Below are 25,214 nucleotides of genomic sequence, written 5' to 3' on the forward strand. Positions count from 1 at the left end.
TCCTAAAATGGGGCGAAGCTTATAGGCTTCGCTGAATATGAACAGAAAAACCCTCGACCCGGCACCGTTGTGCAGCAGCGGGACGAGAGTTTGATCATCGATCGTAGACTTTTCTATTTTAATGCAAGGTGGCGGACAAAAGCAATCCTCAAACTTGCTGAATTGTGAAAATTTCGTTATGATTCAAGCATCATAAGCGTCAAAACACGACACGGGAGGTCATTATACATGAATAACTGGCAGGAAGTGACGGCTCAATATGTGCTAGAGCTGTTGGATAATGGGATTATAGAAGGAAATCAAATTATAGATGTGAGAGAAGCATTTGAGTGGGATTTTTATCATTTAGAACCTTCAGTACTCATTCCAATGAATACAATACCCGAGCGGTTAGGTGAAATTGATGGGGACAAGCCGTTATACATTGTATGCGCTCACGGCGTCCGCAGCGCTGCTGTATGCAGTTACTTAGAAGAACAAGGCTATAGCGGCCTCCACAATGTTGCTGGTGGTATGGCAGCTATAGCCTCGTTAAAAGGTTTTCAATATGATTGATGGGTGGAGGATCGATTAATTCGTCTCTACTGAAAAGAAAGGAAGCTGAGGCAGTAAAGGCTTTTGGTAAAGCGTGGACATGCTGGCCAAAAAATCACCTGAACGCACGGCCTCGGTATTGATCAGAAGATCGACAACGGATGACAGCGTGTGCAGCTTCATTTTTGAGGCCTGCCCCGAAACCACAAATTCGTCCACCCGACTCGTTAAATCCTGAGGATAATAAGTCGTAAGTTTCTTTCGAGTCATTAGCTGGTCCGACATTAACTTGTTTTTCACAGTGATCGACAGACTTTTCCATTGGTTGAGCTCAAGCATTGCGGCTGATGAATACTCGGATGGAATGTCGGTGTCGACGGTAGCTGCCCATTTCAGCATTGCTGAATAGTAAGCTTGCTGCGCATTTAAGGCGAACTGTGAAGCAGATAGATAGGTTTTTTCCTGTTCAACATTTTTTTTCAGTTCCGTAGTCGTCAATGTTTTAGCGCTGGTGGCTGCTTTCAATGATGCCTCATTAAAGAGCTTAAGACTGCGTATGTAGCTAATCTGTGATTGCCCAAGCAAAGGGGATCTTTGCATATCAACAGAGCTTGCTTCCTTCGCTTTGTCATCAGCTAAGCTGGCGAGATCCTTGAACATGGAAGTTGCTTCATTTGTTTTTCCTTGCGATAATTTGTTCATAGCTGCAAACCATTCGTTTTGAAATTCACGATAAGGCAAAAATACAGTATGATAGAAAGAAACTAAATCCTGCTGTTGGTAAGGGGTTGCGGCAGCGGCTGCAAGAGCAGATCCTTCATCGGCGACTGCATATTTTTCTTCTGTTTTATCTTTGCCGATTTGAATCCCATAGAAAAATGCGCCTACTGTGCAAACGAGCATAAATACAAATCCAACACTGAATAACATTGCGGTTGTCGTTAATCGTTTTTCCATCTCTCTCTATCTCCTTCTGTGCAAGAAAAATAATGCTGTCGATTTGTTCTATCAGTATAGGTGAAAAGGTAAAAAAAGAAAATACGAACGTTCCAGACAGGCGGGAAGCTATGAAGAAATTTGATATTCGAAATATTCGCGTGCGCAAGGTATCTGTTGATGAGCTGGATGACCGCATGCTGCTTATTAATTTATACGCCACACAGGCGATTACTTTTATTATCGGTTTAATATGGGTTTTATTTCAGCATCAAAATGTCATCCGGTTATTTACACCTACAAAAGGGCTTGAATTCGTCTATTGGGGAGCAGGTCTGGCAGCAGCTGTTATCGTTATTGATTTGTTGATCTCTCGGTTTGTTCCGGAAGAAGCAAGTGATGATGGCGGAGTGAATGACCGGATTTTCCGCACACGTCCGGTATGGCATATTGCTGTCATTTCTCTCGTTGTCGCGATATGCGAGGAACTTCTCTTTCGAGGAGCGATACAACATGCCATTGGTCCCTATTGGACGAGCATTATTTTTGCTACTATTCATGTAAGGTATTTAAAGCACTGGATACCTACAGGACTTGTTTTCTCGATTAGTTATGGTCTAGGTTGGATCTATATACAGTCAGGTTCTATTTTGGCGCCAATTATCGCTCATTTTCTTATTGATTTTATTATGGGGTTGATTATACGATTCAGGAGGGAGTCATGACCAGGAAAGAAAAATTTGGAAGTTCGCGGGCAGCAAGACAACATGACAAAGCGGCAGAGCCGCTTGACATCGAAACGAATTCCAATGAGGGAGCGGATCTGCCGCCAAGGCGCAAGAGACATCCTTCGAGCAATTATAAGGTGACGAAATGGTATTATAATCTGTTGTTTGTTCTGTTCGTCAGCCTAGTTGGCGGACTGTTCTGGTATGGTGTGAAATTTACGAATCAAGCGCAATAGACGCAGGATTTATAAAACCATAGCCTTTATTTTCTAGCTTAGTTAGCAGCTCATCAAGTGCGTCAGCAGTCCATTTTAGTTCATGCATGAGAATGTTAGCACCGGGATGAAGCTGCTCCAGAACATTTTGAATGACGACTTCCGGTTTATTTTTTGCAGATTTATCCCAGTCTAAAGACCCATTGGACCACGTCATGAACAGCATGCCGTGGTTTTTTGCTGTTTCCTTCACTAAATCGCCACCAGATCCATATGGCGGCCGGAAAAAAAGCGGCTTTTTGCCGATTAAAGCATCAACATCCTTTTGAACGTCGCCAATTTGCTTCTCGACGACTGCTTGAGTTTCTTTTTTGAGGTCAATATGGTCCCAAGAGTGGTTTCCGATGGTTTGGCCTCTCTCATCAATAAGCTCAAGCAGTTTGGGATTTTGTTTGACTCGATAGCCATTGACGAAAAAAATAGCTTTTGCCTTATGCTTGTCAAGCGTATCGAGAATGCTGGTGAGCACGGTCTCATCATGTGGCCCGTCATCGAAAGTAAGTAATACCACATTTTTTGGAGTAGATTCTTCGATCGGCACAAACCGGTATACTTTGTTCATTTGATAAAGCTTTGCGGATGGGACTTCTTCTTCAAGGACTGGAGATGCTTCTGGTACTGGCGTAACTGCTGCATGACTCGAAGGAGGAGCGGAAATAGGCGCTTCTGTAGTTGCAGCTGCGGGTATATCTTTCGTTAATGTATTTTCGGTTTGCTGCTCCTGAGCTGTGCAGCCTGTAAGCAATGCTGCGAGCAGCAGGGGAGTCAATAGCTGCCATTTTCGATCCATCGTGGTAAACCTCCATGCGTAAGTAGCCAAATTGGTTAAATCGACCTCATTGTATCATATATCCTTACAGCCATGCTGAAGCCTGATTTCCTTATTTTATATCGAATGAGGGCCTAGGTATGCGGTCAAACTATCTCTTGAAACCAATGCTGGACAAGAAAGAGGTGACTGTAATTATGAAATTAAGCGGATTTTTATTTGGAGGGGTAATTGGCGCAGCAGCAACGGTATATCTTGCAAAAAAGCAGCCTGGTGCCGTTTCTTGGGCAGCACATGCCTTATCCGATGTATGCTCGTCGGTAGCACGTAAATCAATTTCAAGAATGATGGGCAATTCGATTAAGGAAGATGTTGCTGCTTTTGCCCCAAAGCATTCCGACGATACCGCCGTAAAATCCGAAGCCGCTTGGGGACAGATTGAAGCGATTGTGAACAGTGACCCCAAGCTGAAGCGGGAAGCAGATAAGATCAAAGCGGAATCGTCAGCAGTTGCTCATTAAATAAGGAAAACCTGACCAAAGAATCGTAGGCCGCTGGGCAGAAATGCTGTGCGGTCAGACGATTCTTTTTTTCATCCAATATTAGTGCATTCGTCTAAAAGAAATGATAAAGTAGTTACATAGCATGATTTGGTCAAATTTATCACATCTTTCTAAATCATTCATACGCTATTACAACAGATGCTGCAGAGGAGGATCCTGTCATGAAAATCGAGCGATTGAGCCAGGATAAGATTCGGATTTTCCTGACGTTCGACGACCTGCTGGAACGGGGGATCCAGAAGGAAGACATGTGGCGCGAAATTCCAAAAGTACACGAACTATTCAGTGAAATGATGGATCAAGCATATAGTGAACTTGGATTCGACGCCAGCGGCCCATTAGCGGTCGAAGTGTTTGCCCTCCCCGCTCAAGGTATGGTAGTGATTGTCACCCGTGGCAAAATGAACAGTCATGCAGGAGATCGGGCAACCGAAGATGACGACACGGAAGACGAAATATACGAGATGGAAGTTACGCTTGAGCATAGTGATGTCGTGATGTATTCCTTCCGCGAATTCGAAGATGTGATATCGGTATGCAAGCAATTGCAATCCGCCACTCTTACCGAGGATGGCCAATTATTTTCCTACAACGGAAAATATATATTGGCATTAGAGCCTGCTCTAATCGATAGCTCAAGGCATAACGCCGTTATCGCATTGCTTGCTGAATATGGAGAAGCGACCTCTGTGACCTATGCCATGCTTGAAGAGTATGGGAAAGTGATTATGCCCGAACACGCGGTGCGGGAAATCTGTAATCATTTTAAATTTTAAGCCAGCAGGCTTGCCAAGAGCATCTGCAGACAGTTTGTTGTCTGTGTGATGCTCTTCTTGCATGTATGAGACATATGAAATGGAATACAGTAAGGGAAAGGCGTTCATATTAGATGTAGACAAAGGCGGTGATGGAATGAGTGACAAAGAAGCAAACGATGTGTTGCATTCTACTCAAATCGTAATTGAGCAAGCGCTGCGAAGACTTGGCTATGATCAGGATATGATTGACCTGTTGAAGGAGCCGCTAAGGCTCCTGACCGTACGTATTCCAGTGAGAATGGATGACGGCAAAACAAAAGTATTTACAGGCTATAGAGCTCAACATAACGATGCTGTAGGTCCGACAAAGGGCGGTGTGCGTTTCCATCCAGCTGTCTCAGAAAATGAAGTAAAGGCTTTGTCGATTTGGATGAGCCTGAAATGCGGCATCGCCGATTTGCCCTACGGGGGTGGTAAAGGCGGCGTCATTTGCGATCCGCGCACAATGTCGTTCCGTGAACTGGAGCGCTTAAGCCGCGGCTATGTGCGTGCGGTCAGCCAAATCGTAGGTCCAAGTAAAGATATCCCTGCGCCTGATGTGATGACCAACTCGCAGATTATGGCTTGGATGATGGATGAATATAGCCGAATTAGGGAGTTTGACTCACCAGGTTTTATTACAGGGAAGCCTCTGGTACTTGGCGGTTCCAAAGGCAGAGAAACCGCAACTGCTCGCGGTGTGGTCATTATGATTCACGAGGCGCTGCTCTTAAAAGGTATTGAGCTTGCGAATGCTCGAATCGTGATTCAAGGCTTCGGAAATGCCGGCAGCTACCTTGCCAAATTTATGCATGAAGCTGGTGCGAAGGTAATAGGTATTTCCGATGTGAACGGAGCGTTGTATAATAGAGAAGGACTCGATATTGAATATTTGCTGGATCGTCGAGATTCCTTTGGCAATGTAACCAATTTATTTCCGCATACCATCTCAAATGCAGAGCTGCTTGAACTCGAATGCGATGTGCTTGTACCAGCTGCGATTGAGAATCAGATTACAGATGAAAATGCCGACCGTATTCGAGCTTCCATAGTGGTAGAGGCTGCTAATGGACCAACTACACTGGAAGCGACCCGGATTTTATCTGAGCGCGGCGTACTGCTGATTCCTGATGTGCTTGCCAGTGCCGGAGGGGTCATTGTATCCTATTTCGAGTGGGTACAAAATAATCAAGGATACTACTGGGATGAGCAGGAAGTTGATGATAAGCTGAAGCTTATGATGATTCGTGGCTTTAACCATGTGTACGAAATACACCGCACCCGCAAGGTCGATATGCGACTGGCCGCTTACATGGCTGGCGTTCGTAAAATGGCTGAAGCCGTTCGCTTCCGCGGCTGGGTGTAAGAAAGTAGGGACGAAATGCTGTTGTTTTCCGTTTTGACTGCTGCCGTTGCGCCAGGCGTTTCGCTGCTTACTTATTTATATTTACGGGACCGTTATGAGGCTGAGCCTATTCATATGGTTGCTCGTATGTTTGTGCTCGGGATGCTCGTCGTTGTACCGATTATGGTTATTCAGCGGGGTCTGCAGCTTTGGCTTGGCGATCATACGGTTTGGTTCGCATTTGGCGAGTCGGCTGGTGTTGAGGAATTCGTGAAATGGTTTGTTCTGTACCATGTCATTTACAACCATACGGAGTTCGATGAGCCCTATGATGGTATCGTATATGCATCCTCCATTTCGCTGGGCTTTGCGACATTGGAGAATGTGCTTTATGCCTTTTATTCACCGGCGACATTCGGAACGCTGCTTGTTCGTGCACTGCTCCCTGTTTCTGGCCATGCCCTATTCGGCGTGATGATGGGCTATTATTTGGGAAAAGCAAAATTTGCACCTAAGAACAAGAGCTTCTATTTCTTGGTGATTTCGTTATTGCTTCCCGTCTTTCTGCATGGTACTTATGACTGGATTATGATCACGGTCCGTACCAATTGGATGTGGTTCATCATTCCATTCATGATCGTGCTGTGGATATGGGGCTTGCGCAAAATGGCTCATGCAACCTCGCGGTCACCTTTCCGTTTTCTTGTCCGAGAGGATGAGGTTAAACTGTAGCTGTTCCGTCCATACTTACATTATATAGAAGTGCCTGAAACGATGGCATTCGAATAATGGCTAAGGAGGGGCATATGGAGGCTGCTGCAAGGATTAAAGTGACGATCCGGTGCAACGTATGTGGTGAGAAATTTGTGCTGCGCGGACGAAGAGAAAGAGATGCGATTGACACCGGCTTTAAGCAATGCATTTGCAATAATGCAAATGATCTAGAGATTGAAGAGCACAGTATTTTCTAATGCCAATTCACTGAACTAGCAAAATTAAATAGACGGATGCATAAAGCTCCCTTGGGCAAACCAAACTAAAACCAGGTTTTGCACAAGAAAGGAGCTTTTGTATTATGTACCGTCGATTAAGCTCAATCCTGTTTCCTGTAATGACACTTCTGCTTATCGGAGCTGCCTACTGGGGCTATCAAGAGCATCAAGAGAAAAATTCAATACTGATAAAAGCGGAAAACCAGTATCAGCGGGCATTTCACGACTTGACTTACCATGTCGAACAGCTCCATCAACAATTAGGCAATACACTTGCGGTCAACTCGACCTCACAAAGCTACCATCGCAAGGGCCTCGTCAACGTCTGGCGCTTAACGAGCCAAGCGCAAAATGAGATTAACCAGCTGCCCCTCACACTGCTCCCATTCAATGAGGCAGGCGATTTTTTATCCCGCATCGCAAACTTTGCCTATAAAACGTCAGTTCGTGATCTAACCAAACAGCCGCTTACACCTGACGAATTTAAAACCATGAAGACGCTGTATGCGAATTCCGAGCAAATTTCCAAGGATCTGGTTAACATGCAGCAGAAAGTGCTGGACAACAAATTGCGCTGGATGGATGTTGAAATTGCCATTGCGTCAGAAAAAACGAATCAAGACAATGTCATTGTTGATGGGTTCAAAACGGTCGACAAAAAGGTGAGCGAATATCCGGAGATTAACTGGGGACCATCCGTCACGAGTATGTATCAGAAGCGTACCTTTAAGGCACTCAGCGGAAAAATGGCAACCTCAGAGGATATCAAGAAGCAAGCGGTTAAATTCACTAGTTCTTCAAACGCAGAAGTCCGCGTTGTGGAAAACGCTAAGGGAACCGAATATGCTTCCTATTCCGCTACCGTTAACGAAGGTAAAAACAAAAACCTTCAAATGGATTTCACCAAAAAGGGCGGTCAACTACTTTGGTTTATGAACCCGCGCGATATCGGTGAGAAAAAAATAGATTTAGAAAAAGCAAAAGCATCTGCAGATACCTTTCTAGACAAACATGGCTTCGCGGAAATGCAAGCAATCAGCTATGATATGCACAGTAATATGGGGGCCTTTACCTACGTGAGCAAGCAAAGCGGGGTTCTCATCTACCCGGATAAGCTTACGGTCAAAGTAGCGTTAGATACTGGCGAAACCGTTGCTTTGCAGGCGAATGACTACGTTTATGAGCATCACAAGCGTAAGCTCCCGAGCCCGATTATTGCAAAAGCTGAGGCTCGAAAAGCACTTAACCCTGAAATGAAGGTGCAAAACGAGCAATTGGCGCTGATTAATAATGAGCTTGGTGAAGAAGTATTATGTTATGAATATACCGGCAAAATTAATGGATCGCTTTACCGTGTCTATATTAATTCAGAAACCGGACTGGAAGAATCCATTGAGGAAATGTCTCCTTATGATTCCAAGGTCGCTTCCGACAAATAACGATATGGCTCCCCTCAATTCGACGTGCTATAATGCATGTAAATAGGGGGGAGCCAATTTGTTGCCTAAAATGAATCAAATGCTGCATTTTCAAATCGCTTCTTCAGACGAAGCGGAAGCAACGATCGAATATAAGTCGCGTATTGCTGATGAGCAAGATGACGGATTGCTTATAGAAATTCCGATTAGTGAGAAAACAGGACGTTACAAACGCCTGTTTCTTGGTGATGAGCTATCTGTTTTTTTTGTATCCGAAGATGGAATAAAAAATTATTTTGATTCCCATGTGATCGGCTTTAAAGAAGATGGGGTAAAATTAATTAAAATCCGCAGACCAGAGCCCGATCGTATTACGAAAGTACAGCGGCGAAGCTTCCTGAGGGTGCCAGCAGAGCTAGAGATTGCGGTGAAAATGACAAATCAAGTTCGATTCGTATGTGAAACCGATGATGTTGGCGGAGGCGGAATTTCATTCATTGCCGAAGGCAAATGGCCGCTTGAACCCGAAATGCTGCTAGAATGCTGGCTGCTTGTACCGTTTAAGAACGGCACCATTGAGCATGCGTTCTTTCGTGGAGAAATCGTGCGCGTGGTAGAGCTGGAATCAGGCAGGAAACAGGCGATGATAAAATACGAGAGCATCAATGACTCCGAACGCCAGAAAGTCATTCGTTATTGCTTCGAGAAGCAGCTGGAATATCGTAATCGATGAATAAAATAGGATAGTCATGGAAAACTACCCTGAAAGAAGAAGGGGAGATTCCATGTGCTGATCAGAAAAAACAAAAGCCGCAAGCAGCTTGTCAGATTGGCCGATGAGGTTAGCGCTATTTTAAGAAAAATCATCATAACTTTACTTATTTTATTAATTTGCTCGCAGGCACTATTGCAAAATAATGCAGTCAGGCATTGGCTTACGGGTGTAGATCAGTGGGAAGGAACCCGCTTGAACTAACGCTGGACTTTTGCATCTGCGTTTATAGTGTGGTATAATTTTCACGTTCGCAGGCAAAGCCTGCTTTTTTCTTGAGAGGTTTGCGTCGCATTCTTACATGCATTCGGCCAGCCGTCTCTACTAAAAGGGGGTTGACCTGTAGTGGTGCATCACGAAGGTGACAGCGACCGCATGAACATTGCAATTGACGGGCCGGCAGGCGCGGGCAAGAGCACGGTTGCGCGAAGAGTCGCCGAGCAGCTAGGATATGTTTACATCGATACAGGCTCTATGTACCGGGCTGTAACATTAATTGCTCAGCGGGCTGGGGTATCGGTGGAACAATTGGCTAAACTAGCTGATCTAGTAAAATCTTTAGAGATTGAGCTTGAGCCAGGCGAGCGTGGCCAGTCTGTGTTCGTGAATGGTGAAAATGTAACCGCATTGATTCGCTCCCGCGAGGTGACGCTTCAGGTGTCTTATTTTGCAGCGAATGAAACGGTACGTGAGGTTCTAGGCATCATGCAGCGCAGGCTTGCAGAACGCAAGGGCGTCGTTATGGATGGCCGAGATATTGGTTCGCACGTGCTGCCTCATGCGGAATTGAAAATTTTTCTGACTGCATCGGTAAAGGAACGGGCACTTCGCCGTTACCGTGAAATAGTGGACAGCCAAACCATTACGCTAGAGCAGTTGGAAACCGAGATTGCAGAGCGTGACCGCTTGGACGAGCAACGAGAGATTTCACCCTTAGTATGCGCATCTGATGCTGTTGTACTCGACAGCACCTCCATGACGATCGATGAGGTCATTCACGCCATTGTGAAATTAAGCCGAACCAAAATGGCGGAGGCGAAGTAAACTATGTTATATTACTTTTTTAGGTTTCTCCTGCGTGTCTTGTACACACTGTTATTTCGATTGGAAGCAAGAGGCAAGGAAAATGTTCCTGCCGAAGGCCCTGTCGTACTCGCCTCAAATCATCTCAGCAACTTTGACCCGCCAACGGTAGGAGTCAAGATCAAGCGGAAGGTGCATTTCATGGCGAAGGAGGAATTGTTTAAAATTCCGGTGTTTGGTCCAGGGATCCGCGCAGTCGGCGCATTTCCGGTGAAACGGGGGGGCGTTAGCAAGGATGCCATCAAGTCTTCTATCGCAATGGTGAAGGAAGGCAACGTACTGGGCATTTTTCCTGAAGGTTCGCGTCATAATCAATCAGGCGCGGCCAAGAAAGGCGCAGCGATGATTGCTGTTCGAAGCGGAGCTGTCGTTGTTCCGGTTGCAATTATCGGCAAGTACAGACCATTCAGCAAAATCGTTGTTTGTTATGGCAAGCCTATCGATCTTACTGCAATTATTGAGGAATCATCACCGGATATGCTTGAGCAAGTGACAGACACGATTATGGCCCGCATTCGCGAGCTTGCTGCAAACAATCGTTAATTTATGTTTTAAATGCTGCTTTCGCTCTAGGCGGTAGCGGATTTAAATAAAGTTGGGGTATGAACTGAGGAGGTTATTTCAAATGTCAGAAGAAACTAATGTGCAAGAATCCGTGGCGGAAGAAGTAAGCCAAGACGCTTTGGATAATTTTGTGTCTTTGAAAAAAGGCGATTCCGTCAAAGGTACGATCGTCAAAATCGAAGATAACCAAGCTTATGTAAGCCTTGGATATAAATATGACGGTGTTATTCCGATTCGTGAGCTTTCTGCTGTGCAGATCGAAAACGCGGGTGAGGCTGTTCAAATCGGTCAAGAGGTTGAGCTTAAAGTCGTAAGCATCGACGATGAGAAAGAAAAGCTTGTTCTTTCGAAACGTCAAGTGGATGGCGAGAAAGCTTGGGATCTTCTTCAAGAACGCTTTGACAACGGCGAAGTATTTGAAGTTGCTGTTGCTGATGTTGTTAAAGGCGGACTGGTTGCTGACGTAGGCGTGCGCGGATTCATCCCTGCATCTATGGTTGAGCGTCACTTTGTTGAAGATTTCAGTGATTACAAAGGCCGTACGCTTCGCGTAAAGGTTAAAGAAATCGACCGTGAAAACAACAAAGTCATCTTGTCCCAAAAAGAAGTGCTTGACGCTGAGTTTGAGCAAAGCAAACAACAAGTGATTGCTGCGCTTGAAGTAGGTCAAGAGCTTGATGGAACCGTACAACGCCTTACACCATTTGGCGCTTTCGTTGATATCGGCGGAATCGATGGCCTAGTACACGTATCCGAGCTTTCTTGGCAGCATGTTGCACATCCGAAGGATGTTGTAGCTGAAGGTCAAGCCGTTCGCGTTAAGGTACTTAAAGTTGATCCGGCTGCAGGCAAGATCAGCCTTAGCTTGAAAGCTGCTCAACCAGGTCCTTGGGATTCTGCTGGCAGTCAATTTGCAATTGGCGATATCGTAACAGGTACTGTTCGCCGCCTTGTTCCATTTGGCGCTTTCGTTGAAATCGCTCCTGGCGTAGAAGGACTTGTGCACATTTCCCAAATCGCGCACCGCCATATTGCTACTCCTAACGAAGTTCTTCAAGAAGGTCAAGAAGTTCAAGCGAAAGTGCTTGATTTCAACCCTGCTGAGAAACGCGTTAGCCTAAGCATCAAAGAAACAGAAGAAGCACCAGAGCAAGCTGCTCCTAGCGCTCGCCCTGACCGTGCGCCACGTTCTCCAAAAATCGAGAAAATCGACAATCCGAACGTTAGCCTAAGCAACGAGAGCATGAGCTACTCGCTTGCAGAGCGTTTCGGCGACAAGCTTAAAAATCTTAAATAAATCACTTTTATACAAAAGGAGCTATTTCTGCGGATGACCGCAGGAATAGCTCCTTTTTTTTGGTGCATAATAGGGGTTACGAGAGGTGAAAGCATGTGAATCCGGGATATTTATCGATATGGATTATGACTATTTTGTTTATATTGATCGCAACGGGCTGGAAATCTCAGATTGCCCCTGATCTTGGTCCGCGTATGCTGAAGGTATGGATGGGCGTTTGTTTGTTAGCCATGACCAATGTACCGCTGTGGTGGACACCTGCTCCGGAATATTTGCATGCTGCTCTTCATGTCAGCGTATGGCTGCTGCTATTGACAAGCATCGCAACATATAAAGGCTCTGAGGAATGGAGCTATGTCGGCTATTTGATATTATGCGCCTTAATGATCGCCATAATATGGGGCTTTATCCGAAAAATATATAGTTATGATCCGGTTTTTTATTGGATTGATCCAAGCTGGGATGCTCCATTGCTCGCTGGCATTTTTTGCGGAGCGTTTACATCCCAGTTTAAACATCAATGCGGCATGCTCATTTGGGGAGCTGTGCTTGGTGAGACCTTTAATGCAGTCCTTCAAACCGGAGCATATACAGCACAAATTGGCTCGCTATCCTGGTGGGACAGCTTCTGGATCGCGCTGGCCGCAGCACGTTTGTTCAGTTTATTAGTCAAAGGGATTAAACTAGCGATCTCTAAGCTAAATGGCATGTTTTTGCAAAGCAAAGGAGGACGATCTTCATAATGCAGCATTTTCTTGTCCAAAATAAATTTTTGGTAGGCGTGCTACTAGGTATCGCATTCGGCATTATTTCGCGTCTCCTTATGCTGAGAACGGACTACAGGCAGTATCCAACGTATCCGCATGGAAGGATCATCCACATTTCACTAGGGGTCATTGCAGCAGCGCTTGGTGCGGTCGCCGTTCCTGCCTTGTTTAATAAAGACTATACCGCCATCACGTTCTTAACTCTGGCCGCCCAGCAGTTCAGGGACGTACGCAAGATGGAGCGGGATACGTTGACCAAAATTGACAGCATGGAACTGGTTGGCAGAGGCTCCACCTATATCGAAGGAATTGCGATGGTATTTGAAGGAAGGAACTATCTCGTTATCATGACCGCCTTGCTGACCAGTTTATTTGGGATTATGATCAATATCTGGATTGGAATAGTGGCTGGTGCCATATCGCTAATCATTGTCGAGAAGCTTAAGTCAGGTAAAGCCATCGCTCATATTGCCGCGGTGGAGACGGCAACGGTTCGGGTGGATGGTCCAGATTTGTACGTCGATAATGTTTACATTATGAATGTCGGCTTAAAGTCTAACCAGGAGATTATTGCTGAGCGGGGGATGGGATTTATTTTAAAACCCTATAATTCGAACGGAAAGGTTACGTTAAGTAATTTGGGGCAGCGGCAGGCCATTCTATACGATGTGGCAACCATTCTAGGGGTATACCGCGACGATGGGGAGCCGGCGCTTATTCCGATGGCGAAGCTGGACATGAAGGACGGCCGTCTTGCCGTTTTTATTTTACCGCAGGAGTTCGATTCGGACAAAGGAAAGCAAGTTATTTTGAAGGTACCGATATTGGAATCGGCGGTTCGCATGCCGACTGAAGCTTCGGTCAACAAGAAAGGAGCCAGCTAGCATGGCTGAGATTGTTGCCGTCGTATCTACGAAACCTCACTCGGTTGGGGGAGGGGCCCCCATTTTTATTGCAGAAAATTTAGAGAAGCTACAGGAAACTTCGTTTCTTTTGGAGAAGATATTAGATGCAAGTGCACATGATTTAAAGAACGGGACCATCATACTGGTCAACCACCGATAATATGAAAAGTTAGCCAAGAACGCACTTTTTTGCTATGATGGTTAACGTGAGTATTTTTGAAGGAGTGGAAAACAAACTATGGCAAGACCCGTTATCGCTATCGTCGGCCGTCCGAATGTGGGTAAATCCACGATTTTCAATCGGGTCATCGGCGACCGTTTAGCAATTGTTGAGGATAAACCGGGTGTCACTCGTGACCGATTGTATGGCACCGGAGAGTGGAATGGAAAACCGTTCAGCATTATCGATACTGGCGGTATTGAAATCGATGGCGAAGATGAAATTATGAAATCTGTACGTATGCAGGCTGAACTTGCAATCGAAGAAGCAGATGTGATTATCTTTATGGCCGATGCGAAGTCCGGCTTAACGCATGCGGATGATGAAGTTGCTCAAATGCTGTTCCGTTCTGGCAAGCCCGTTGTACTGGCAGTAAATAAAGTAGACAATCAAGGCCGGATGGATGAAGTTTATGAGTTTTATGGTCTTGGCTTTGGTGAACCAATTGCCATTTCTGGCTCGCATGGGCTTGGCATTGGCGATTTGCTTGATGCAGCGGTTTCTTTGTTGCCGGAGCAAACAGATGATGGCTACGACGAGGATGTTATACGAGTTGCACTAATCGGCCGTCCTAACGTTGGGAAATCATCGCTAGTTAATGCACTGCTTGGTGAAGATCGCGTAATCGTCAGCAACGTAGCGGGTACAACGCGCGATGCGATCGATACTCCGTTCGAGCGTGATGGACAGCGTTATGTTCTCATTGATACTGCCGGTATGCGTAAGCGAGGTAAGGTTTATGAGTCTACAGAGAAGTACAGCGTTATGCGTGCGATGAAGGCCATTGAGCGCGCCGATGTGGTATGTGTATTGATTAATGGAGAAGAAGGCATTATTGAGCAGGACAAGCATATTGCCGGTTATGCTCATGAAGCGGGCAAAGCATCGATTTTTGTAGTCAATAAATGGGATGTTGTTGACAAAGATGAGAAAACGATGCAAAACTTCTCGCAAAATATTCGGGACCATTTCTTGTTTATGTCCTATGCTCCAATCGTTTATCTGTCTGCCCTGACGAAACAGCGCTTACAAAAGCTGCTGCCTGTCGTTAATCATGTATCGGAACAACATTCGATGCGCATTCAAACACATCTGCTTAACGATGTCATTTCTGATGCAGTTGCGATTAATCCGCCGCCATCCGACAAAGGCAAGCGTCTGCGCATTAACTACGTTACGCAGGTGGCAATCAAACCTCCGACGATCGTTGTGTTTGTTAATGATCCGGAAATCATGCATTTCTCGTACGAGCGTTATCTCGAAAATAAAATTCGTGCTGCATTTAATTTTGAAGGGACGCCAATACGAATATTCTCACGTCGTAAGTCCGAAGAAGATTAGGGGAGAAGTAGCTTGTTATATGGAGTAATCGCGATTGCTTTAAGCTATTTGTTAGGTTCGGTTTCATTCAGTATCGTTATTGCAAAATGGGTCAAAGGCATCGATATCCGTCAGCATGGAAGTGGCAACGCAGGCGCTACGAATACACTGAGGGTGCTCGGCAAAGGGCCGGGCATACTGGTGTTTCTGCTGGATATTGCCAAAGGCGTTGCGGCTGTATGGATCGGCCATGTTCTTGGAGAAAATGATTGGATACCGGTTCTTTGCGGACTTGCAGCCATTATAGGCCATAACTGGCCGATTTGGTTCCGCTTCAAAGGCGGCAAAGGCATTGCAACGACCGTAGGCGTCATCTTGACGCTTGCCTTTATTCCTGCGCTCTGCGCAGGCGTAATTGCGATTGCTGCGATTGCATTAACCCGCTATGTCTCGCTTGGCTCATTGCTGTTCGCTGCTTTAACGCCATTATTCATTTGTATCTTTTATTTTTCCGTTCCTTTACTTTGTGCAAGTCTTCTGATCTGTATATTTGCTTTCGTACGCCATCGGACGAATATCGTAAAGCTGCTTCAAGGCACGGAAAACAAGCTGGGTGCAAAGAAAGGATAGTGAACGTAAGCATGACAGAAGTTGTTCCATCAACAATGAAAAAAGCGGCAGTATTGGTTGCAGGGAGCTGGGGCACTGCCCTCGCTTCTGTTCTTGCGAGTAATGGCTATCAAGTGATGTTATGGACACGCAAAGAAGAGCAGGCACTGGATATTAACGACAATCATGAAAACAGCAAGTTCTTGCCTGGCGTGAAGCTCCCGGAGCTCATTTATGCTACGACGGATTTAAAGCTTGCTCTGGAAAATACCGAGCTAGCCTTGTTTGTCGCTCCTTCTGGTGCGATGCGTGAGGTTGCAAGACAAGCTGCGGCATTTCTGTCTCCTGATACGCTGGTGGTTCATGCCACCAAAGGCTTTGAAGGGGATACGCTTAAGAGGATGACGACGGTTCTCTCCGAGGAGCTCGGAAGAGCCGTAGAAGATTTGGTCGTCCTGTCAGGACCTAGCCACGCGGAAGAGGTTGTGCGCGAGCAGCCGACCACGGTCGTTGTCGCGTCAGCTAATCTGCAGGCAGCGGAGAAGGCGCAGGATGCGCTCATGAATACTCATTTCCGAGTCTACACGAATCCGGATGTTGTAGGGGTTGAAGTAGCTGGCGCGATTAAAAACATTATTGCGCTTGGCGCTGGCCTCACGGACGGCTTGCATTTTGGCGATAATGCCAAGGCGGCGCTGCTAACCCGGGGTCTTGCGGAGATTGGCAGGCTAGGAACCGCAATGGGAGCCAATCCGCTAACGTTTGCCGGACTTGCTGGCGTTGGAGACTTGGTCGTGACTTGCACAAGCAAGCACAGCCGTAACTGGCGTGCAGGCTATATGCTGGCTGACGGAACGCCGTTAGATGAGGTACTCAGTCGAATGGGGATGGTCGTTGAGGGTGTTCGCACGACTCGCGCCGCTTATCAACTGGCGAAACAATATGACGTCGAAATGCCGATTACCTTCCAGCTCTATGAGGTTTTATTCTCGAATAAAGCCCCTCGAACTGCGGTCGAGCATCTTATGGGCAGGTTGCGTACACATGAAATCGAGGAAATAGGCTAAGGACCAGCGCCTACACCAATCCAATTGCCTCCTCATATGATGCATGGAGCAAGACACATGCGCATCCTGGAGGTGTAGGATATGGCGAAGGATTTTTCCAAAGATATTCTTAGTTCGATTAATAAAAAAGCAGGTAAGAACATCACCGAAAGCTCAGTCAAAAAGCTGGCCAGCGGCGTTACCGCAGAAACGATGACGGACGAAACCGAGCTGCGCAAGCTGATCAAGCAAGTGTCGGAGATGGCTAAAGTAAAAGTGGCGGAATCGACAGTCAATGATATCGTCAAAGCGGTCAAGGCAAGCGGCATGAGCGCGAGCAATATGGAAACTCTGATGAAAATGATGATGAAAAAATAAAGCTTTGCGGCAAAAGCGCAGGGTGCTTCCGAATAATGATATTCGGCGCCGCACCCTGTCAGCTTTTGTCCTTTTTTTTGAAATATAAGAATTTATAAGTTTGTTAACTTATAAAGGGCTTATATTTCACCGTCAAAGCTACTTCAGCGTCTAAAGGACGCCGAAGGCGTTTTTGCTTGAAATATAGGAAAGTATGCCATTTCGCCAAGCGATCTCTATATTTCTCGGAATGAAATGCGCCGCGCCGCCAAAGGACGGCGATAGCCGTTTCACCTTGTCCGATGTTATAATGGTTTTGAATTCATTATGCTATAGATTAGGAGAATGGAATTACTATGGATGCAATGACAAAGATGTGGGTTTCGCTATTCGGCATTGGGATGATGGCGATCGCGGCCCTTTTAATTACGTTTGCCCGTTTGAAAACGAAGGGTGTCTTGAAATTCGTGCTTTCCTTGATTGCCTTTATCGTACTGATTATCGGCTTTATATGCGGACTTATTTCCATTATTTAGGTCAACTTACATAAGCAATAGCTACTATAATCCGAAAGGGAGATTCTGACATACAATGATTGAATTAAAGGGTAGAACGAAAACAGCCATTGTCCAAGCGGAAGCCGGCCTCTCGCTGCTGGATCTTGCTATGAAACATAACGTGGATTGGAGCTTCTCTTGCGCAAGGGGAACGTGTGCGCGCTGCCGCTGCCTGGTTACGGAAGGGGCTGACCAGTTAGAGGGCATAACTGATGAAGAGTGGGACCGCCTTGAGCCGGAGGAATTTGACGAAGGCTACCGCCTGGGCTGTCAAGCGATCATAAAGAATGCGGATGCGAATATCGTTGCCGCTAACAAGACTTATTTTTGAGGTTGAAGTCAGCAGGAGGCTTTATCATTGATTATAAAGGAAGTGCCGGCAATGACCGAACAGCAACGCATTCATAAAGCGCTGGCTGCTATTATTCAAGCTACGGAACAAAGCTCCTCGCCATGGATCATTGGCGGAAGCACTGGCTTAATGCTAAGAGGTATTCCACTGACTGCTGATCCGCGTGATTTGGATCTCTATTGCGATGACGAGGATATAGATGATCTTTATAAGACTTTAAGCTCATTCGCTATCGATGAGCCAGTTATAAGCGTTACGGATATGTATCGATCCAGGCTGTGCCACTTTATCATTCATGAAGTCCAGGTTGAATTGGTAGGCGGGTTTCGGGTTCAGGCTGGTGGAAGCGCATATGAAACGATGGTGCGGAAGCTCCTCTTGCCGTTCTCGGACCAAGCATATATGGATAGCTCAGGTTTATCGGCATCGGTCGTACCGCTTGCTCATGAGCTGTGGTTTAATTATTTGCGCGGACGTGCGGATAGGGTGGAAATTATCGTTCGAGCCTTTGCCGGATCGCCTTCCAAGCATGAAGGAGCTCTTGCTGCCATTGAACGAAGCAATGTGTTCACGATTGAAGCGCAACGAAGTCTTCATCATTTAATCTCAGCTGGAGAGGTTGGTGGCCTGTAATGGACGGAGAGGTTACCTTTTGGCCATCTGGCAAAAAAGTAAAGGTGAGGCACGGCACGACGCTGCTAGACGCCGCCAGACGCGCTAATTTACCCATGGTTACACGCTGCGGGGGTAAGGCGGCCTGCTTTATGTGCAAGGTCAACGTGAGGCCTGAGAGCGAGCTGCTGCCCATTGGGGATAATGAAAGGCGGAAGCTGTCCGGGCTCGAGGGTGATCATATTCGGCTAGGTTGCCAAGCAAAGGTTGCGGGCAGAGTGATTGTTGATATTCCGCTCGATCCGCTTCGCGCGGCAGTGGCGAGACAGCTTGCCCGCCAAGCGGAAGAAAACGACGATTTATGGTAGCGGATTGCTTACGAAGTAGGTTTTCTACGAAAACCTAAGTTAATGCTTACGAAGTAGGTTTTCTACGAAAACCTTGGCTTATGCTTACGAAGTAGGTTTCCATCGGAAACCTTGGAGGAGTGAAAAAAATGATACGAATGTTTAACGGGAGACCGCGTTATAATTTACGCCCAGCGGCGTCTGTTGTTGCTTTATTTGTAATCATGTTCGCGCTGTCGGGCTGTATGTATCCGAAGGATCAACTGAAGCAGAATCAGGTTGCTCCGAAGGAGGCCATACGGAATGTACAAGCGGCCATCGACCAATACCAGCAAGAAACAGGCATGCTTCCAATTAAGAACAGCACTGCTGAAACGCCTAAGTATGAGAAGTTTTATGTTGATTTTGCCAAGCTGGGCCGGACAGGCTATATGACAGATATCCCTTCCTCTGCATTTGAAAACGGGGGGAATTACAGCTTTCTCGTCATTGATGAGGAGACGAAGCCAAGGATCAAACTGCTTGATATCGTTGCTTTCCAGAAGATTAATGACATCCAGAGCTGGGTGACGTCTTATATCCAAACGAGCAGCAAGCTGCCAAAGGGGGAAGAGATGTACCCTGGTTTTTATCAGATTGATTATAAGGGCATGAACAAAACGGCGCCGACGATTCGAAGTGTATTTTCCGGACAAACCATTCAAGCTCTTGTAGATGACAACGGGGTTGTGTACTCCGATTACGGCATCGATATTATGCAATTTGTGCAAAAAAATGAAAACACGGTTATTGATGCAGATATGGATTTGAGAGCATTGCTAGTGGATGGCTCTGATTTTGTTCCGGTCAAAGCGCCGGTATACCATTTGGTCAATAATGAGCCGCAAGCTGTAAAACCTTGATACTTGCTGCACACTATGGTGCCGCCCGCAGAAAACCTTTCCAAGACGAATGTCTCGGTGAGGTTTTTTTGTATTCTACGGTCATAGATATGAACCTAATCTCATATATTTCAATCTTGGAAGGGAAGCTCGCAGACGAGAAAAAAAAGATTTCGTAGAAAGAATCGTCATAATCGGAAAGCTTGAACATAAGATGATACTAGTCCAAAAGCATGTACGAGTTGCGTCGCTGGCCTGCCCTATTGACCGGTGGATGGCGGCGAACCGGAAAAATCAATTGGGAGGGGATATTCAGTGGAGAAAGTGGACATTTTCAAGGACATAGCCGAAAGAACCGGCGGGGATATTTACCTCGGGGTTGTAGGGGCGGTCCGGACGGGCAAATCAACGTTTATTAAACGGTTTATGGAGACGGTTGTACTTCCGAACATTGCGAATGAATCAGACCGTGTAAGAGCCGTGGACGAACTTCCTCAAAGCGCCGCAGGCAAAACGATTATGACAACAGAGCCAAAATTCGTACCCAATCAAGCGGTACAGCTCAGGGTTACCGATGGACTTGAGGTAAACGTGAGACTGGTCGATTGCGTTGGTTATGCGGTGGAAGGCGCGAAGGGCTATGAGGATGAGAATGGTCCACGCATGATTACGACTCCATGGTTTGACGAGCCGATTCCATTCCAAGAGGCTGCTGAGATTGGGACGCGTAAAGTGATTCAAGAGCATTCCACACTCGGTGTAGTCGTCACGACAGACGGTTCAATCGCGGAAATTCCGCGGAGCTCCTATGTTGTTGCAGAAGAGCGTGTTATCAATGAACTGAAGGAAGTCGGCAAGCCTTTCGTGCTGGTCATTAACTCCACTCGTCCAAAGAGTGATGAAGCGCTGCAACTGCGAAGCGAGCTTCAAGCCAAATATGATATCCCGGTGATGACGCTGAGCGTGGCGACAATGGGAGAAGAAGAAGTCATTTCGGTTCTGCGCGAGGTCCTCTACGAGTTCCCTGTTCATGAAGTGAATGTTAACCTCCCTAGCTGGGTCATGGTCCTAAATGACCGGCACTGGCTGCGGAGCAACTATGAAAGCTCGGTCAGGGATACGGTAAAGGATATTCGCCGCCTGCGGGATGTGGACCGCGTTGTGTCGCAGTTCATGGAATATGATTTCATTGCCCGTGCAGGCCTAAGCGGCATGAATATGGGGCAGGGAGTCGCCGAGATCGACCTGTACGCGCCGGATGAGCTTTATGACCGCATTCTGATGGAGGTTGTCGGCGTCGAGATTCGGGGCAAGGACCATTTGCTGCAGCTGATGCAGGAGTTTTCTCATGCCAAACGAGAGTATGATCGCTTCGCTGAGGCGCTTGAAATGGTCAAAACGACCGGATACGGCATTGCGGCACCTACGCTTGCGGAAATGGCGCTCGATGAGCCAGAGCTCATCAGGCAGGGCTCACGCTTTGGCGTCAGATTGAAAGCGACGGCACCGTCAATCCATATGATCCGCGTTGATGTGGAATCGGAGTTCGCTCCAATTATCGGCACGGAGAAACAAAGCGAAGAGCTGGTCAGATACTTAATGCAAGACTTCGAGAATGATCCGATTAAAATTTGGGAGTCTGATATATTCGGCCGCTCCCTGCACTCCATCGTGAGGGAAGGCATACAAGGCAAAATTGCCATGATGCCGGATAACGCACGCTACAAGCTGCAGGAGACGCTGGGACGCATTATTAACGAGGGCTCAGGCGGTCTGATTGCGATCATCCTGTAGCTAATGGAATCTAGCATACGAATAAGCCGCTGCCAAATAGGGAGCGGTTTTATTTGTTATGCTCGAAATGAAGGATACCACTTGAAATTGGCAAACGGCTGTATTACTATAGGTTTGTTCGGTCAAAAGGTATATTTTTGAAGTTTTCCGTTAATAAGAGGGATAAGATGAGAGTTTATATGCCCACGTTGATATCGCAGCAATATCGCCCACTTTGGAGGAGGTGAAACAATGAACAAAACAGATTTGATTACAAAGGTAGCTGAATTGACGGATCTTTCGAAGAAAGATGCAACGAAAGCAGTTGATGCTGTTTTTGACGCAATTTCCGATGCTCTTCAAAGCGGAGATAAAGTACAGCTGGTTGGATTTGGAAATTTCGAAGTTCGCGAGCGTCAAGCCCGTAAAGGCCGTAACCCGCAAACAGGAGATCCAATCGAAATCGCTGCAAGCAAAACGCCTGCTTTTAAACCGGGTAAATCGCTTAAGGACCTTGTATCCAATTAAGGCTAAGCCCATGAATCCACGTATGCTGCCAGCTTAGCGGCTAATGCTTTATTCGCATTGAAGAGTAGGCATATGGCCAGCAGCTATTCCGGTTCATGCGTAACTTAGACAAGAAGACGTCCAGACGGGGTGCCGTTCGGGCGTCTTTTGCTTATTTGCTAACGGGAATAGTTTGCACAAATGACTTACATCCACTATAATTCACATGGATAGATTGGAATTTCGGATGCGGAGGGATAACGATGGAGCCTACACATGGCGAGTATATTGTCGTAAAAGCAAAGGATCAGGGCGTTCAAGTCATCGGTTTAACACGCGGGCTGGACACAAAATTTCATCATACGGAAAAACTGGACAAAAACGAAATTTTAATTTGCCAATTTACCGATCATACCTCTGCGATAAAAATTCGGGGAAAAGCGGTCGTAATGACGAAATACGGAACAATGGAAACCGATCAATAGCAAGCATGAGCAGGGCTGGCCAAGCCTGCTTTTTTTTTGCCTGTTATTCTTCCGAATAATCAACCTGCAACGCTCGTACAATGAGGTATGAGTTCTTTTTTTGGAGGTGCAGAGTGAAAATCGGAAAACCGCTTTTAACTTCTTGTATGTTTGCGCTTGTGGTTACTTTGATGATGATTTGGCTACCGCACGCAGCTTGGCAGCGCATAGGAAAGCACGACGACGTTGCCGTCTTTCGCGCAGTCCCGGCTGTACGGCTTACGAATAGCAATATGGTTGATGTCCTTATTTCAATCCAGTTAATCGAACGTCTGAAAAAAATTGAATGGCATAACGGGATCTTGTCCGTAGACATCAAGGTCAGCACGAACAGTGGAAGGCCAATCATTTGGTTCGGGGACGTCGCAAAGCTTGTCCGTGTGTCGTTTCTGCAGCTGGAAAACGTGGGGCGAGTGCTAGTCCGCTTCGTAGAAGAACGACCGGATGGCGAGGTTTTACTTGCGGCCGTTGATGTGAGAAAAACGGATGAATGGCTCATTTCGGACATGAATCAACTCTCGCAGGCAGACCCTGTGCATGATGAGCTTTGGCGAAATAGGCTACGAGTGAGCTTTACCACAGCTTGGGAAGAGCGTTTTGGCAAGGCTGAGGGATTTTCTGTAAAGCCATCTTCTAATTTGCAGCGCTAAAAGATTGGATGTTGCAAATTGTTGAACAAGCAAGCCCAATCATATGTTCTTTAGAAAAAGTTGTGCTATAATAGTTTAGATTATTGAGCGGCGATTTGCGCTTCTCTGTTCGGAGGCTTCCCCAATGAAAACATACCGAATACCTGAAATAGCCCAAAAATATACGGGCTATGACATGATTCAAGCACACACAATGCTTCCTGACTTATCACATGCAAGGCTCCGCATGCTTGTTGCTTTCCTTGACCAGCAGCCCGCTTTGAAGGGTCATAGTGAACTCTACACGGTTGCTGTAGCTTTGGTGCAGCTAGGAATGGATACGCATGATTTAATTGATACGGACCCTGATCAACGAAATGAGCCGGAGATGCGGTCTAGGCAGCTTAAGGTACTCGCTGGCGATTACTTTAGTGCTACTTTTTATCAGTTGCTCTCGCAAGCTGGTCAGATTGAGATGATTTCCAAAATCAGCGGCGCGGTCTGCGAAGTGAACCGGTTGAAGGTTACGCTATATGTACGGATGCGACAGCAGAAATTGACTGCTGAGGAATATCTTTTGATTATGGTGCAGTTGAGAAGTACAATGTTCCTGTTTTTTTCAGATGTTCTGGAGGGCACGCTGTCACGCGCTTGGGCAGAGATGCTAGGCGGCATAAGCCGCTGTGAGGTTTTGCGGGATGAACTGTTCCGCATTGAAAGCCCTGAGCGTTTCGAAAGAAGCTGGGCTTATTGGCATGTTATGCAGGAAGGTACAGAAGAGGAGCGCCAGCAGCTTCTTCAGCACCGCTGCGATTCCGCCTTTATTTCATCATTGGCCATAAAATATAATTTGCGTGAACAGCTTTCTGAGAAGCTGAAACATTCGGCGAGCAGCGTTTTAGCTTTAGCTGGCAAGCTGGAATCGGATGTATTGCTCGGTGAATTGACCTCGATCGTCAATGCTCTGATAGATAAAAATACCGGTTGCACGCCTGCACTCAACGAGACGAGGTGACATGAGAAATGGATACGAACTCAAAAAGCCATGTGCATGGCGTATTTGAACGAATTGCTCCAAAATATGACTTAATGAATGATCTCATCAGCTTTCGCCGTCATAAGGCATGGCGCAAGTTTACGATGAAAAAAATGAATGTAAGCCAAGGGCAAACGGCGCTCGATTTATGCTGCGGAACTTGTGATTGGACCATTGCGCTCGCTGACGCAAGCGGCAAAGGACAGATCGTTGGACTGGATTTCAGTCAAAACATGCTGGACTTTGGTGCAATTAAGATAGACAAGCTGGGCTTGAACAAGCAAATCAAATTGGTGCAAGGCAACGCAATGAGTCTTCCCTTCGAGGATAATTCGTTTGATTACGTTACAATCGGCTTTGGCCTGCGAAATGTGCCTGATTACCTGCAGGTGCTCAAGGAAATGAGGCGCGTCGTAAAGCCTGGCGGACAGGTGGTATGCTTAGAGGTTTCCAAGCCGACTTGGCAGCCGTTCAAAGCGATGTACAATTTATATTTTGAGCGCATCCTGCCTTTGATGGGCAAACTAATCGCAAAAAGTTTTCAAGAATACAAATGGCTCCCAGAATCGCTTAAACTATTCCCCGGTCGACAGCAGCTAGCTGAGCTGTTCGAAGAAGCGGGTCTGGTGCAGGTGAAGGCATATCCTCTGACCGGCGGAGTCGCTGCGCTGCATATGGGGACAAAGGAGAAATAATAGC

34 protein-coding genes are annotated in these 25,214 nt (G+C 46.4%); 32 read left to right on the forward strand and 2 right to left on the reverse strand.

Annotated features, from left to right (window positions below; translation table 11 throughout):
- Positions 1-228 precede the first annotated feature (228 nt).
- The gene (locus E0496_RS07680) at positions 229-555 is read left to right on the forward strand and encodes a rhodanese-like domain-containing protein (protein WP_141501022.1); all 327 of its coding nucleotides are present in this window, start codon (positions 229-231) and stop codon (positions 553-555) included.
- A 15-nt stretch (positions 556-570) separates the two neighbouring features.
- Here E0496_RS07680 and E0496_RS07685 read toward each other — a convergent pair whose 3' ends face one another.
- A complete protein-coding gene (locus E0496_RS07685; RefSeq protein WP_141501023.1) occupies positions 571-1,491 on the reverse strand; it encodes a hypothetical protein in 921 nt (306 codons plus the stop codon).
- Between the two features lie 110 nt (positions 1,492-1,601).
- Between E0496_RS07685 and E0496_RS07690 the strand changes: the two genes are divergently transcribed.
- Both E0496_RS07690 and E0496_RS07695 read left to right on the forward strand, forming a co-directional pair.
- Entirely contained in the window at positions 1,602-2,195 is a 594-nt protein-coding gene (locus E0496_RS07690; RefSeq protein ID WP_141501024.1) for a CPBP family intramembrane glutamic endopeptidase, read from the forward strand.
- Positions 2,192-2,434, forward strand: a complete 243-nt coding sequence (locus E0496_RS07695; RefSeq protein WP_141501025.1) for a hypothetical protein — start codon at positions 2,192-2,194, stop codon at positions 2,432-2,434. The genes E0496_RS07690 and E0496_RS07695 overlap by 4 nt, the downstream gene beginning before the upstream one ends.
- On the opposite strand, the gene E0496_RS07700 is transcribed toward E0496_RS07695, so the two are convergent.
- Complete coding sequence (locus E0496_RS07700) at positions 2,415-3,263, reverse strand: polysaccharide deacetylase family protein (RefSeq protein WP_141501026.1); 849 nt, start codon at positions 3,261-3,263, stop codon at positions 2,415-2,417. The genes E0496_RS07695 and E0496_RS07700 overlap by 20 nt on opposite strands.
- 119 nt (positions 3,264-3,382) lie before the next feature.
- Here E0496_RS07700 and E0496_RS07705 point away from each other — a divergent pair, with 119 nt between their 5' ends.
- From E0496_RS07705 to E0496_RS07840, 29 genes are all read left to right on the forward strand, one after another.
- Positions 3,383-3,763, forward strand: a complete 381-nt coding sequence (locus tag E0496_RS07705; RefSeq protein ID WP_141501027.1) for a hypothetical protein — start codon at positions 3,383-3,385, stop codon at positions 3,761-3,763.
- A 203-nt stretch (positions 3,764-3,966) separates the two neighbouring features.
- Positions 3,967-4,581 carry a genetic competence negative regulator gene (locus E0496_RS07710; protein ID WP_141501028.1) on the forward strand — a complete coding sequence of 205 codons (615 nt, stop codon included), beginning with the start codon at positions 3,967-3,969 and terminating at the stop codon, positions 4,579-4,581.
- Between the two features lie 136 nt (positions 4,582-4,717).
- Complete coding sequence (locus E0496_RS07715; RefSeq protein ID WP_141501029.1) at positions 4,718-5,968, forward strand: Glu/Leu/Phe/Val family dehydrogenase; 1,251 nt, start codon at positions 4,718-4,720, stop codon at positions 5,966-5,968.
- A 15-nt stretch (positions 5,969-5,983) separates the two neighbouring features.
- Positions 5,984-6,679: a glutamic-type intramembrane protease PrsW gene (prsW, locus tag E0496_RS07720; protein ID WP_139994648.1), complete on the forward strand. Its 696-nt coding sequence runs from the start codon at positions 5,984-5,986 to the stop codon at positions 6,677-6,679.
- Positions 6,680-6,735: 56 nt separating this feature from the next.
- Positions 6,736-6,918 carry a hypothetical protein gene (locus E0496_RS35845; RefSeq protein ID WP_206669733.1) on the forward strand — a complete coding sequence of 61 codons (183 nt, stop codon included), beginning with the start codon at positions 6,736-6,738 and terminating at the stop codon, positions 6,916-6,918.
- Between the two features lie 104 nt (positions 6,919-7,022).
- Positions 7,023-8,378 carry a germination protein YpeB gene (gene ypeB / locus E0496_RS07725; protein WP_141501030.1) on the forward strand — a complete coding sequence of 452 codons (1,356 nt, stop codon included), beginning with the start codon at positions 7,023-7,025 and terminating at the stop codon, positions 8,376-8,378.
- A 58-nt stretch (positions 8,379-8,436) separates the two neighbouring features.
- On the forward strand, positions 8,437-9,090 hold the full coding sequence (locus E0496_RS07730; RefSeq protein ID WP_141501031.1) for a flagellar brake protein: 654 nt from the start codon (positions 8,437-8,439) through the stop codon (positions 9,088-9,090).
- A 54-nt stretch (positions 9,091-9,144) separates the two neighbouring features.
- Entirely contained in the window at positions 9,145-9,333 is a 189-nt protein-coding gene (locus E0496_RS07735; RefSeq protein ID WP_141501032.1) for a hypothetical protein, read from the forward strand.
- A gap of 171 nt (positions 9,334-9,504) precedes the next feature.
- The gene (gene cmk, locus E0496_RS07740; RefSeq protein ID WP_141501076.1) at positions 9,505-10,173 is read left to right on the forward strand and encodes a (d)CMP kinase; all 669 of its coding nucleotides are present in this window, start codon (positions 9,505-9,507) and stop codon (positions 10,171-10,173) included.
- 3 nt (positions 10,174-10,176) lie between these two features.
- Positions 10,177-10,755, forward strand: coding sequence for a lysophospholipid acyltransferase family protein (locus E0496_RS07745; protein ID WP_141501033.1), 579 nt, complete (start codon positions 10,177-10,179; stop codon positions 10,753-10,755).
- Positions 10,756-10,837: 82 nt separating this feature from the next.
- The gene (gene rpsA, locus E0496_RS07750) at positions 10,838-12,073 is read left to right on the forward strand and encodes a 30S ribosomal protein S1 (protein WP_139994658.1); all 1,236 of its coding nucleotides are present in this window, start codon (positions 10,838-10,840) and stop codon (positions 12,071-12,073) included.
- A gap of 125 nt (positions 12,074-12,198) precedes the next feature.
- Complete coding sequence (locus E0496_RS07755; protein WP_206669732.1) at positions 12,199-12,816, forward strand: YphA family membrane protein; 618 nt, start codon at positions 12,199-12,201, stop codon at positions 12,814-12,816.
- Positions 12,816-13,724, forward strand: coding sequence for a YIEGIA family protein (locus E0496_RS07760; RefSeq protein ID WP_141501035.1), 909 nt, complete (start codon positions 12,816-12,818; stop codon positions 13,722-13,724). Before E0496_RS07755 ends, E0496_RS07760 begins: the two co-directional genes overlap by 1 nt.
- A 1-nt stretch (position 13,725) precedes the next feature.
- Complete coding sequence (locus tag E0496_RS07765) at positions 13,726-13,905, forward strand: capping complex subunit for YIEGIA (protein WP_141501036.1); 180 nt, start codon at positions 13,726-13,728, stop codon at positions 13,903-13,905.
- Positions 13,906-13,983: 78 nt separating this feature from the next.
- The gene (der, locus tag E0496_RS07770) at positions 13,984-15,306 is read left to right on the forward strand and encodes a ribosome biogenesis GTPase Der (RefSeq protein ID WP_141501037.1); all 1,323 of its coding nucleotides are present in this window, start codon (positions 13,984-13,986) and stop codon (positions 15,304-15,306) included.
- Positions 15,307-15,318: 12 nt separating this feature from the next.
- On the forward strand, positions 15,319-15,915 hold the full coding sequence (plsY, locus tag E0496_RS07775) for a glycerol-3-phosphate 1-O-acyltransferase PlsY (protein WP_141501038.1): 597 nt from the start codon (positions 15,319-15,321) through the stop codon (positions 15,913-15,915).
- 11 nt (positions 15,916-15,926) lie between these two features.
- Positions 15,927-16,961 carry an NAD(P)H-dependent glycerol-3-phosphate dehydrogenase gene (locus tag E0496_RS07780; RefSeq protein ID WP_277755836.1) on the forward strand — a complete coding sequence of 345 codons (1,035 nt, stop codon included), beginning with the start codon at positions 15,927-15,929 and terminating at the stop codon, positions 16,959-16,961.
- 81 nt (positions 16,962-17,042) lie between these two features.
- Entirely contained in the window at positions 17,043-17,318 is a 276-nt protein-coding gene (locus E0496_RS07785) for a stage VI sporulation protein F (protein ID WP_139994671.1), read from the forward strand.
- Between the two features lie 335 nt (positions 17,319-17,653).
- Positions 17,654-17,833 carry a DUF2768 family protein gene (locus E0496_RS07790; RefSeq protein WP_053376675.1) on the forward strand — a complete coding sequence of 60 codons (180 nt, stop codon included), beginning with the start codon at positions 17,654-17,656 and terminating at the stop codon, positions 17,831-17,833.
- 55 nt (positions 17,834-17,888) lie between these two features.
- Positions 17,889-18,185, forward strand: coding sequence for a 2Fe-2S iron-sulfur cluster-binding protein (locus E0496_RS07795; RefSeq protein WP_141501039.1), 297 nt, complete (start codon positions 17,889-17,891; stop codon positions 18,183-18,185).
- A 27-nt stretch (positions 18,186-18,212) separates the two neighbouring features.
- On the forward strand, positions 18,213-18,839 hold the full coding sequence (locus E0496_RS07800) for a nucleotidyltransferase family protein (RefSeq protein ID WP_141501040.1): 627 nt from the start codon (positions 18,213-18,215) through the stop codon (positions 18,837-18,839).
- Positions 18,839-19,186 (forward strand): 2Fe-2S iron-sulfur cluster-binding protein, encoded by a 348-nt coding sequence (locus E0496_RS07805; protein ID WP_141501041.1) that lies wholly within the window; start codon positions 18,839-18,841, stop codon positions 19,184-19,186. The genes E0496_RS07800 and E0496_RS07805 overlap by 1 nt, the downstream gene beginning before the upstream one ends.
- 128 nt (positions 19,187-19,314) lie before the next feature.
- Positions 19,315-20,067 carry a hypothetical protein gene (locus E0496_RS07810; RefSeq protein WP_141501042.1) on the forward strand — a complete coding sequence of 251 codons (753 nt, stop codon included), beginning with the start codon at positions 19,315-19,317 and terminating at the stop codon, positions 20,065-20,067.
- Between the two features lie 294 nt (positions 20,068-20,361).
- Entirely contained in the window at positions 20,362-21,840 is a 1,479-nt protein-coding gene (gene spoIVA, locus E0496_RS07815; RefSeq protein ID WP_139994683.1) for a stage IV sporulation protein A, read from the forward strand.
- Between the two features lie 231 nt (positions 21,841-22,071).
- Positions 22,072-22,347, forward strand: coding sequence for an HU family DNA-binding protein (locus E0496_RS07820; RefSeq protein ID WP_053376669.1), 276 nt, complete (start codon positions 22,072-22,074; stop codon positions 22,345-22,347).
- 242 nt (positions 22,348-22,589) lie between these two features.
- Positions 22,590-22,811 (forward strand): trp RNA-binding attenuation protein MtrB, encoded by a 222-nt coding sequence (mtrB, locus tag E0496_RS07825; protein WP_054024369.1) that lies wholly within the window; start codon positions 22,590-22,592, stop codon positions 22,809-22,811.
- 113 nt (positions 22,812-22,924) lie between these two features.
- Complete coding sequence (locus E0496_RS07830; protein ID WP_141501043.1) at positions 22,925-23,500, forward strand: hypothetical protein; 576 nt, start codon at positions 22,925-22,927, stop codon at positions 23,498-23,500.
- A gap of 124 nt (positions 23,501-23,624) precedes the next feature.
- Positions 23,625-24,494, forward strand: coding sequence for a heptaprenyl diphosphate synthase component 1 (locus tag E0496_RS07835; RefSeq protein ID WP_141501044.1), 870 nt, complete (start codon positions 23,625-23,627; stop codon positions 24,492-24,494).
- Between the two features lie 8 nt (positions 24,495-24,502).
- Positions 24,503-25,210: a demethylmenaquinone methyltransferase gene (locus E0496_RS07840; protein ID WP_141501045.1), complete on the forward strand. Its 708-nt coding sequence runs from the start codon at positions 24,503-24,505 to the stop codon at positions 25,208-25,210.
- The last annotated feature ends 4 nt before the right edge of the window (positions 25,211-25,214 follow it).

Origin of the sequence: Paenibacillus luteus (assembly GCF_006542765.1) — a bacterium.
In the GTDB taxonomy this organism is placed as follows: domain Bacteria; phylum Bacillota; class Bacilli; order Paenibacillales; family Paenibacillaceae; genus Pristimantibacillus; species Pristimantibacillus luteus.

Coding starts and splice junctions, on each gene's coding strand:
- rpsA (WP_139994658.1), top strand. CDS start 10,838: ATGTCAGAAGAAACTAATGTGCAAGAATCCGTGGCGGAAGAAGTAAGC.
- E0496_RS07700 (WP_141501026.1), bottom strand. CDS start 3,263: ATGGATCGAAAATGGCAGCTATTGACTCCCCTGCTGCTCGCAGCATTG.
- E0496_RS07690 (WP_141501024.1), top strand. CDS start 1,602: ATGAAGAAATTTGATATTCGAAATATTCGCGTGCGCAAGGTATCTGTT.
- E0496_RS07805 (WP_141501041.1), top strand. CDS start 18,839: ATGGACGGAGAGGTTACCTTTTGGCCATCTGGCAAAAAAGTAAAGGTG.
- E0496_RS07785 (WP_139994671.1), top strand. CDS start 17,043: ATGGCGAAGGATTTTTCCAAAGATATTCTTAGTTCGATTAATAAAAAA.
- E0496_RS07695 (WP_141501025.1), top strand. CDS start 2,192: ATGACCAGGAAAGAAAAATTTGGAAGTTCGCGGGCAGCAAGACAACAT.
- E0496_RS07835 (WP_141501044.1), top strand. CDS start 23,625: ATGAAAACATACCGAATACCTGAAATAGCCCAAAAATATACGGGCTAT.
- E0496_RS07710 (WP_141501028.1), top strand. CDS start 3,967: ATGAAAATCGAGCGATTGAGCCAGGATAAGATTCGGATTTTCCTGACG.
- E0496_RS07790 (WP_053376675.1), top strand. CDS start 17,654: ATGGATGCAATGACAAAGATGTGGGTTTCGCTATTCGGCATTGGGATG.
- E0496_RS07680 (WP_141501022.1), top strand. CDS start 229: ATGAATAACTGGCAGGAAGTGACGGCTCAATATGTGCTAGAGCTGTTG.
- E0496_RS35845 (WP_206669733.1), top strand. CDS start 6,736: ATGGCTAAGGAGGGGCATATGGAGGCTGCTGCAAGGATTAAAGTGACG.
- mtrB (WP_054024369.1), top strand. CDS start 22,590: ATGGAGCCTACACATGGCGAGTATATTGTCGTAAAAGCAAAGGATCAG.
- E0496_RS07760 (WP_141501035.1), top strand. CDS start 12,816: ATGCAGCATTTTCTTGTCCAAAATAAATTTTTGGTAGGCGTGCTACTA.
- prsW (WP_139994648.1), top strand. CDS start 5,984: ATGCTGTTGTTTTCCGTTTTGACTGCTGCCGTTGCGCCAGGCGTTTCG.
- E0496_RS07795 (WP_141501039.1), top strand. CDS start 17,889: ATGATTGAATTAAAGGGTAGAACGAAAACAGCCATTGTCCAAGCGGAA.
- E0496_RS07685 (WP_141501023.1), bottom strand. CDS start 1,491: ATGGAAAAACGATTAACGACAACCGCAATGTTATTCAGTGTTGGATTT.
- ypeB (WP_141501030.1), top strand. CDS start 7,023: ATGTACCGTCGATTAAGCTCAATCCTGTTTCCTGTAATGACACTTCTG.
- E0496_RS07780 (WP_277755836.1), top strand. CDS start 15,927: ATGACAGAAGTTGTTCCATCAACAATGAAAAAAGCGGCAGTATTGGTT.
- E0496_RS07765 (WP_141501036.1), top strand. CDS start 13,726: ATGGCTGAGATTGTTGCCGTCGTATCTACGAAACCTCACTCGGTTGGG.
- E0496_RS07810 (WP_141501042.1), top strand. CDS start 19,315: ATGATACGAATGTTTAACGGGAGACCGCGTTATAATTTACGCCCAGCG.
- E0496_RS07840 (WP_141501045.1), top strand. CDS start 24,503: ATGGATACGAACTCAAAAAGCCATGTGCATGGCGTATTTGAACGAATT.
- E0496_RS07715 (WP_141501029.1), top strand. CDS start 4,718: ATGAGTGACAAAGAAGCAAACGATGTGTTGCATTCTACTCAAATCGTA.
- E0496_RS07705 (WP_141501027.1), top strand. CDS start 3,383: ATGCGGTCAAACTATCTCTTGAAACCAATGCTGGACAAGAAAGAGGTG.
- E0496_RS07755 (WP_206669732.1), top strand. CDS start 12,199: ATGACTATTTTGTTTATATTGATCGCAACGGGCTGGAAATCTCAGATT.
- E0496_RS07820 (WP_053376669.1), top strand. CDS start 22,072: ATGAACAAAACAGATTTGATTACAAAGGTAGCTGAATTGACGGATCTT.
- der (WP_141501037.1), top strand. CDS start 13,984: ATGGCAAGACCCGTTATCGCTATCGTCGGCCGTCCGAATGTGGGTAAA.
- cmk (WP_141501076.1), top strand. CDS start 9,505: ATGAACATTGCAATTGACGGGCCGGCAGGCGCGGGCAAGAGCACGGTT.
- E0496_RS07745 (WP_141501033.1), top strand. CDS start 10,177: ATGTTATATTACTTTTTTAGGTTTCTCCTGCGTGTCTTGTACACACTG.